Source organism: Moorena sp. SIO3H5 (genome assembly GCF_010692395.1).
Taxonomy (GTDB): domain Bacteria; phylum Cyanobacteriota; class Cyanobacteriia; order Cyanobacteriales; family Coleofasciculaceae; genus Moorena.
This window is the reverse complement of sequence record NZ_JAAHHS010000560.1, coordinates 1-3,918: the sequence shown is the minus strand read 5'-3', so window position 1 is coordinate 3,918 and position 3,918 is coordinate 1. Positions and strand designations below refer to the sequence as shown.

The 3,918-nt window shown below is 43.5% G+C and carries 3 protein-coding genes; 1 reads left to right on the top strand and 2 read right to left on the bottom strand.

The window, feature by feature from the left end; translation table 11 throughout:
• On the bottom strand, window positions 1–2,049 hold a 2,049-nt coding region (locus F6K52_RS33500; protein WP_293089012.1), incomplete at its 3' end, for a filamentous hemagglutinin N-terminal domain-containing protein.
• A 251-nt stretch (window positions 2,050–2,300) separates the two neighbouring features.
• Window positions 2,301–2,936 (bottom strand): uracil phosphoribosyltransferase, encoded by a 636-nt coding sequence (gene upp, locus F6K52_RS33495; protein ID WP_293089010.1) that lies wholly within the window; start codon window positions 2,934–2,936, stop codon window positions 2,301–2,303.
• Window positions 2,937–3,241: 305 nt separating this feature from the next.
• Between upp and F6K52_RS33490 the strand changes: the two genes are divergently transcribed.
• Window positions 3,242–3,412: a hypothetical protein gene (locus F6K52_RS33490; RefSeq protein WP_293089008.1), complete on the top strand. Its 171-nt coding sequence runs from the start codon at window positions 3,242–3,244 to the stop codon at window positions 3,410–3,412.
• The last annotated feature ends 506 nt before the right edge of the window (window positions 3,413–3,918 follow it).

Sequence of the window (3,918 nt, the reverse complement as noted above, 5' to 3'; positions counted from 1 at the left end):
AGGAAATACAAATAACCCTTCGGTAGTAATGGAAATATTTCCACCATTGCCTCGATTAGCATTAGCGTTGATTAAGCTACCTTCAATCAGATCCACTACACCGGACTCAATGGTAATATTACCGCCATCGCCATCGTTATCAGCTTCCGCAGTGATGGTGCTGCCATTACGCAATATTAAATCGTTTTTGATATCGAGGTTAATATTGCCTTTCTCCCCATCGAAGGTGGAAGCGGTGATACTAGCGCCATAATTGAGCTTGATGGTATCAGCCTTAATAAATAATTCTCCCCCATCACCAAATCCTCGATTTCTGACCCTAATTTCGGCCTCTTTGCTATCGGGATCCCCTGAGAGAGTTAACTCGGAAGTGTTAATCGTGATTTCGCCAGCATTAGCAGTGGGGATGGGAGGTACTCCAAATCCTCCTTGGAATCCAACACTAGGACGTGGTACAGTAGTGGCAATTAGAGTGTTGGTAGAACGAGTTGTGAGGGTATCAAGTAAGGTTACCGACTCCGAAGCATTGATAGTAATACGACCAGCATTACCAGAACTAAAACCAGCACCAACAATTACTCCACCATCGGCGAGCCGCAATCTGGCTGTATTTACCTCCACAGTACCCCCATTACCTTTACCTAAAGAGGAAACACTAACTACGGCCTCCTGGTTGACACCTGAAATTAAACCCACTATCTCGATCGATTCCGTAGCATTGAGGGTTATATTACCCCCATTACCGTCGCCGCGAGTAAAAGCGAGAATGTCTGCTATAGCTAATCTCAATTGATTAGTGGAGATGGTAATATCTCCTGCGTTTTTTTCGCTGAATGTCAAAGAACTTATCCTACTCGGGAAATTCGTGGGATTACCAGGGGTAAAACCCATGACTACTACCGATTCAGAAGCAACGATGTTGATATTTCCTGGGGTACCTTGCCCAAAGGCGTTGATCAATACATTTGCTCCCCCAAATACGTTTAAATTGTTGGTAATAATATCTAGATCTCCCCCGTCACCACTGGATATGCTGAGGTTAGCCACAAAGGTATTGATACTGCCGTTGGCGTCATTATCTCCAATAGTGACAGTTTCAGTACCATGAAGTATGGTATCACCAGCATTCTGAGTTCCTTCATTCTGAGTTAGTATGCTGGAGTTATCTCCTACGGTAATCGTTGCTCCCCTCAATCGGATCGAGCCAGCGGTGTCGCCACTGGTATCAAGGAGGGCGCTTTCAGTTAATTGAATATTCCCATTATTTGATACTTGACTCAAGTCCAGATCCCAGCCGGATCCTACTGGTGTTAATTCCACCATCGCCCTAGAATTGTTGCTCCCTACTGCTGCCATTTCGATTTGTCCCCCTTCTGCGGAAAGCAAACCACCCCTGAGGCTAATGTCTCCTCCTACCAAGGCTAAGGTATTGCCCGGTTCAACCTGTAATTGCGACCCCAGATTACTGCGATCGAAAGGTGCGAAAATACTGCCATTGAGGGTCTGTCCTGGACCATTTACTGTAATATTTCCCGGATTTGTTCCCATCTGTAAACCAGGGGTAATATTAATCGTTAATAACGGCGCTTGGTTTGGTTCAGTTGCACTAAATTCAATCCCATTTCCAAACACTACACTCTCGGCAGTAGTAGCGAAAAATGAACCACCTATATTCAACGAAGCATTGTTACCAAAGATAATTCCAGCGGGATTAATCAGAAATAAATTAGCGTTACCATTAGCACGAATTAAGCCGTCAATGTTAGAAATATTCCCTCCCGTGACACGGCTAAAGATATTGACAATATCCCCAGCATTGTTAAAAAATGCTGACCCGTTGCTGGGTACAGAAAATTCCGAGAAGCTATGAAACAAATGATCTGAACTACGTACCCCAGATTCAATTAAGAAATTCACTCCATCATCACTAGTCACCGTAGTGGATAAAGTGCCATCACTGCTGATTTGGGCGGTGGCGATGTTGGGGATAAGGACAGTGGAGAGTAAAAGATGGCCGAGTAAATACCATCGCTGAATAGTTTGATTCATCAACTTGACCCTGGTTGCTGATGTCAGTTCGGTTTGAGTGGGATATAGTTATTTTTCCCATAGCGCGATGCTTAAACTCACAAATAGTGAGCTAAAAGCTCACGCGTGCGCGAACAGCTGTCAGCTAAAGTAGGGTGGGCAAAGTCATCTAATCATTAATACTGATTGGAACCAAATTGTTTTTGCCCACCCTACAATCTTTTGCCTTTTGCCTTTTGCCTTTTGCCTTTTGCCCGTAGCGCTATAGTATATTACTTCGTACCATACAAGCGATCGCCTGCATCCCCAAGTCCTGGAACAATATAGCCATGGTGATCTAATTCTTGATCAATAGCCGCCGTGTAAATCACTACATCTGGATGGTGCTGTTGGAAATAGTCAAGCCCTTGCTGTGCTGCTAATAAGCACAGAAACTTTATTGACTTCGGGCTAACTTCTTTGAGTCGGTCAACAGCAGCAACGGCAGTATTACCTGTAGCTAACATCGGATCAACCACCAACACATCTCGCTGAGTCATATCATCGGGGAGTTTGAAATAATATTCGATGGGCACAAAGGTATGGGGGTCACGATACAAACCGATATGACCGACACGAGAGGATGGGATGAGTTCTAGAATACCATCTAACAAACCCTGTCCGGCTCGCATAATCGAGACAATCACCATCTTCTTTTCTGAAGCCAGCATCGGCGCTAGCATCGGCGCGATTGGTGTATTGATTGGTTCATACTTCAGGGGCAAATCCCGTGTGACCTCGTATGCCAACAATAACCCAACTTCTTTAAGGAGTTTACGAAATTTGGCTGTACTCGTTCCACCCTGACGCATCAAGCTTAACTTATGCTGTACAAGGGGATGGTAAATTACTTTGACATTATTGATCATCAGTGATTTGTAATTATAGCATTTTTTAATTGGGTGAGGTACATATTCTAGGATTTTAGGGAACAGGGAACAGGGAACAGGGAACAGGGCAAAAATCCTGTGTACCTGATTAGGCTATAAACCGCTATAGTAATTGGTCATTAGTGATTGGTGGCGACCTATTTGACTTTAACAGAAGATGAGACTATTTCAAAAATAAATGGTTACATAAGTAATTTGTATATGGCTAATTTTTATATAAAGTCGTGATTTAGCATTAATTATTCCAGAATAAATAATAATATTATAAGATTTTATGGTGATTTATGATAACACCAAAAAATCCTAGCATCCCGATTCCCGATTCCCGATTCCCGATTCCCAATTCCCAATTCCCAATTCCCGATTCCCAATTCCCGATTCCCAATTCCCGATTCCCTGTTACCTTTTTTAATCAATCCTATGTTTACATCTCAACTAAAAATTCGATATTATGAATACTAAATTATTGAATTATCAGCGCCTAATTCATCTGAGCACTGCGTTGGGTATGCTTTTTCTAGGAGCTTGCACGGGAAAACCCAACCGTCTAACCCAGCAAAGTTTTGAGGTCAAATTCTTAGTCGGTAGCGCCTTAGGCAAATTCAAAGCCGTCCTATAAGGATTTAAAGTTACCGTAAGAGAGGGTCGCCTTAATTATCAAGTTTTAACCTTTTTGCGCGAGACCGATCCACCATTAAGGCACCACTCTCGTTCGGCGCGCGTCTCTAGGGGCGCAATTACCCAAAATTTTTGGGTTACCGGATCAACACTCAGCACTCAGCACTCATACCAAGTTGCTGTCAAACGTACAACTTTCTCTTCCCCTAATCTCCCCATCTCCCCATATTCCCCTCCTGGGAGGGGTTAGGGGTGGGTTCCCATCTCCCTATCTCCCTATGTCCCTATCTCCTTATCCAAGGAATCTACTATCTTTGAATGCAACTCGGTATCAGCACTCAGA

Bases quoted from the DNA above. Each gene is read 5' to 3' on its own strand.
- upp (WP_293089010.1), bottom strand. From the start codon at position 2,936: ATGATCAATAATGTCAAAGTAATTTACCATCCCCTTGTACAGCATAAG.
- F6K52_RS33490 (WP_293089008.1), top strand. From the start codon at position 3,242: ATGATAACACCAAAAAATCCTAGCATCCCGATTCCCGATTCCCGATTC.